3 protein-coding genes are annotated in these 3,413 nt (G+C 76.4%); 1 reads left to right on the forward strand and 2 read right to left on the reverse strand.

Annotated features, from left to right (window positions below; genetic code table 11):
* Positions 1-486 precede the first annotated feature (486 nt).
* On the reverse strand, positions 487-1,149 hold the full coding sequence (locus ACFU7Z_RS37845; protein ID WP_380782636.1) for a response regulator: 663 nt from the start codon (positions 1,147-1,149) through the stop codon (positions 487-489).
* A gap of 63 nt (positions 1,150-1,212) precedes the next feature.
* The gene (locus tag ACFU7Z_RS37850) at positions 1,213-2,487 is read right to left on the reverse strand and encodes a sensor histidine kinase (protein ID WP_380782638.1); all 1,275 of its coding nucleotides are present in this window, start codon (positions 2,485-2,487) and stop codon (positions 1,213-1,215) included.
* A gap of 330 nt (positions 2,488-2,817) precedes the next feature.
* On the opposite strand from ACFU7Z_RS37850, the gene ACFU7Z_RS37855 reads away from it, so the two are divergent.
* Positions 2,818-3,378 (forward strand): heme-binding protein, encoded by a 561-nt coding sequence (locus ACFU7Z_RS37855; protein WP_049651637.1) that lies wholly within the window; start codon positions 2,818-2,820, stop codon positions 3,376-3,378.
* Positions 3,379-3,413: the final 35 nt, after the last annotated feature.

Raw genomic sequence — 3,413 nt, forward strand, 5'->3', positions numbered from 1 at the left:
GAGCGAGTCCCCCCGGACTCGCTCCACGCCGCCTCGTCGCGCGGCTTCGGCGTTGCCGCTCCCCCCGACACCCCGGCAAACCCGCCGTTCCCCCCTGGCCACACCCCCCTCCGGCGAGAGCGGTCCGCACAGGCCCGGCGAGCCCCCACCTCCGGGGACGTCGTTGATCTCAAACTAACAAACCGCGTGGTTGGTTTGTCAATAGCGGAATCCACAAAACATCCACATCGTGACGGAGTGCTCCGCGGCGGTCGGAAAGGCCCAGGACCAGCGGTTTGTTGTCCCACCGGGGTGTCCGCCGCCCGAGCCGCCCGACGCCGGGCGCGGACACGTAGTGCTGGACGCCGCCGTGGAATCCGACATTCCGAGCATCGTGGCAGCACGCTGTGACACCGGACGGGCGCCCAGCGCAGCCGGAGAAGCGGCCAGGGAAGCGGCCGGGGAAGCAGCCGGGTAAGCGGCCGGGGGAGGGGAGAGCGGGCGGGCTCAGCGCAGCAGCCGGCGTTCCTTCGCCACCGCCACCGCTCCCGACCGGGTGTCCACGCCCAACTTGTCGTAGATCCGGCCGAGGTGGGTCTTCACCGTGGCCTCGCTGATGAACAGCGCCCGGGCGATCTCCCGGTTGCCCAGCCCCTGCGCCAGCTGTCCGAGGATGTCCAGCTCGCGCTCGGTGAGCTGCGGCGAGGGCGCCCGCATCTGCGCCATCACCCGGGAGGCGACCGGCGGCGAGAGCACCGTGCGGCCCTGCGCGGCCGCGTGCACGGCGGCGAACAGCTCCTCGGGCCGCTCGGCCTTCAGCAGGTAGCCGGTGGCGCCGGCGGCGATCGCCCGGGTGATGTCGGCGTCGGTGTCGTAGGTGGTGAGCACCAGGACGTGCGGCCCGTCCGGGGCGGCGGTGATCCGCCGGGTGGCCTCCACCCCGTCGATGCCGTCGCCGAGTTGGAGGTCCATCAGGACGACCTGCGGGGCCAGCCGGGCGGCCAGCGCGACGGCCTCCTCCCCGGTGCTGGCCTCGCCGACCACCTCGATGTCGCCGGCGCTCGCGAGCAGCGCCAGCAGTCCGGCCCGCACCACGGCGTGGTCGTCGCAGACCAGCAGCCGGACGGGAGCGGTCCGGACGGGAGTGGTCCGGACGGGAGTCGTGCTCATCGGTGCTCCAGGGTCATCGCTCGTCCGGGCTCATCTGTGCTTCGGGGGACCGGTGTTCCGGGCTCATCGGTCGTCCAGGGGGATCGCGGCGGAGACGACGGTGCCCTCGCCGGGCGCGCTCTCCACGGTCAGCCTGCCACCCAGCTGCCGCAGCCGGGCCCGCATCGCCGGCAGGCCGTACCCACGGCCGCCCCCGCCCCCGGCGCCGACACCCGCACCGCCCCCGGCCGCGCCCGGGTCGAAGCCCTGCCCGTCGTCGGCGATGTCCAGCACGGCCTGGTCGCCGAGGAAGGACAGCGTGATCGCGGCCGTCGACGCCCCGGCGTGCTCGCGGACGTTGGCCAGCGCGCCCTGGGCGATCCGCAGCAGCGCGGCCTGCGCGGCGGCGGGTAGCGGCACGGGCGCGCCGTCCAGGTGGAAGCGGACCGGCAGCCCGCTCTCGGCGGACTCCCGCTCGGCCAGCGCCCGCAGCGCCCGGTCGAGGGTGCGGCCGTCGGACAGCTCCGCCGGGGCGAGGTCGTGGACGAAGCGGCGGGCCTCGGCCAGGTTCCGGGCGGCCACCGAGGCGGCGGTGCGGACGTGGGTACGGGCGGTCGCCGGGTGGGTGTCCCAGGTGCGCTCGGCGGCCTGGAGCAGCATCTGCTGGCTGGACAGGCCCTGCGCCAGGGTGTCGTGGATCTCCATCGCCAGCCGCTCGCGCTCGGCCAGGGTGCCCTCCCGCCGTTCGGTGGCGGCGAGTTCGCGCCGGGTGCGGACCAGGTCGGCGATCAGCGCGCGCTGCCGGGCGGCCTGCCGGGCCATGAAGAGGAAGACGCCGGTGGCGAGTCCGGCCACCGCGGCCGGCAGCAGGACGAGGGTGGCGTCGGCGCCGCCGGGCAGCCGGACCTCGGCGGTCACCACCAGCAGGGTCAGCGCGCCGACCAGCGGGATGGCCGCCTTCGCGGGCAGCACCCGCAGCCCGGTGTAGATCAGCGGCACGGCGCACCAGGCGAAGCTCGGCGCGAGCAGCACCAGCACCACCCAGAGCGCCACCACCAGGGCCAGCGCCCAGCGGCGGTGCCGGTCCGGGGCGGTCGGACGGCGGTGGGCGAGCCAGGACCCGGCCGGCTGGGCGACGGCGAGGGCCGCGCTCAGCCCGATCACCCAGGGCGCCTGCGCGGTGCCGGAGTGGTGGGTGAGGTAGCGGCTGAGCGAGGCGGCGAGCAGCAGCAGGAAGGCGGAGTCCAGCAGCAGCGCGAGCCGGCCCGCGTCCGGATCGCCGGCGTCGTGGCCGAGTGCGCCGCCGGCGCCGGTGCGGTCCGCGGCGGGGCGGCCGGCGGTCGGGCGGGGCTGCTGCACGGGTGGCTCCTGGCTGAACGGGTGGTGCGTGCGCGGTCGGCGCCTGCCCGTACCGGCCGTACCGGTCCGTACGGGCCCGTCCCGATCCGCACCGACCCGCACCGATCCCTCGATGGTGACCCGTCCGGCCCGGGGCCGCATCAGCCGATCGGTTGACGCCGCCGTCCCCCATCATGCCCGGACGCCCGCGCCGGACCGCCGATGCGGCGGCCCCTTCCCCGGCCGGAGGATCGAAGCACGCCGCCGGGCGATCCCCCCAACGGCCCGGCGGCCCCCGAACTCCCCCACTCCGCCCCGCCCCACCCCGCAGATCCGCTGAGGAGCTGGACCATGAAGAAGACCTCCGTCCGCACCCGGGTGCTGACTGGCACCGTCGCCGCCGCCGCGCTCGCCGCCGCCACCGTGGGCGCCGTCTCGGCCAGCGCCGAGTCCACCGACACCCCGGCCGTCCCGGCCGCGGCGAAGGCCGACACCCAGAACAAGAACCTGGCCCCGAGCAGCGGCCTGACCATCGACGCCGCCACCCGCGCCGCCCAGGCCGCCCTGGACGCGGCCACCAAGGCCGGCCAGCACGTGTCGGTCGCGGTCGTCGACCGCGACGGCGTCACCCGGGTGCTGCTGAAGGGCGACGGCGCCGGCCCGCAGGCCCCGGTCTCGGCCGAGCGCAAGGCCTTCACCGCGGTGTCCTGGAACGCCCCGACCTCGGAGCTGGCCAAGCGCCTGGCCCAGGCCCCGAACCTGAAGGACATCCCGGGCACCCTGTTCCTGGCCGGCGGCGCCCCGATCCAGTCGAAGGGCGCCCCGATCGCGGCCGTCGGCGTCGCGGGCGCGCCCAGCGGCGACCTGGACGAGCAGTTCGCGCAGGCGGGCGTCGCCGAGCTGGCGAAGTGACCGGGGGCCCGGCGGGCCCGCCCCGCGCCCGGGGC

This window comes from Kitasatospora sp. NPDC057518 (assembly GCF_042802075.1).
Taxonomy (GTDB): domain Bacteria; phylum Actinomycetota; class Actinomycetes; order Streptomycetales; family Streptomycetaceae; genus Kitasatospora.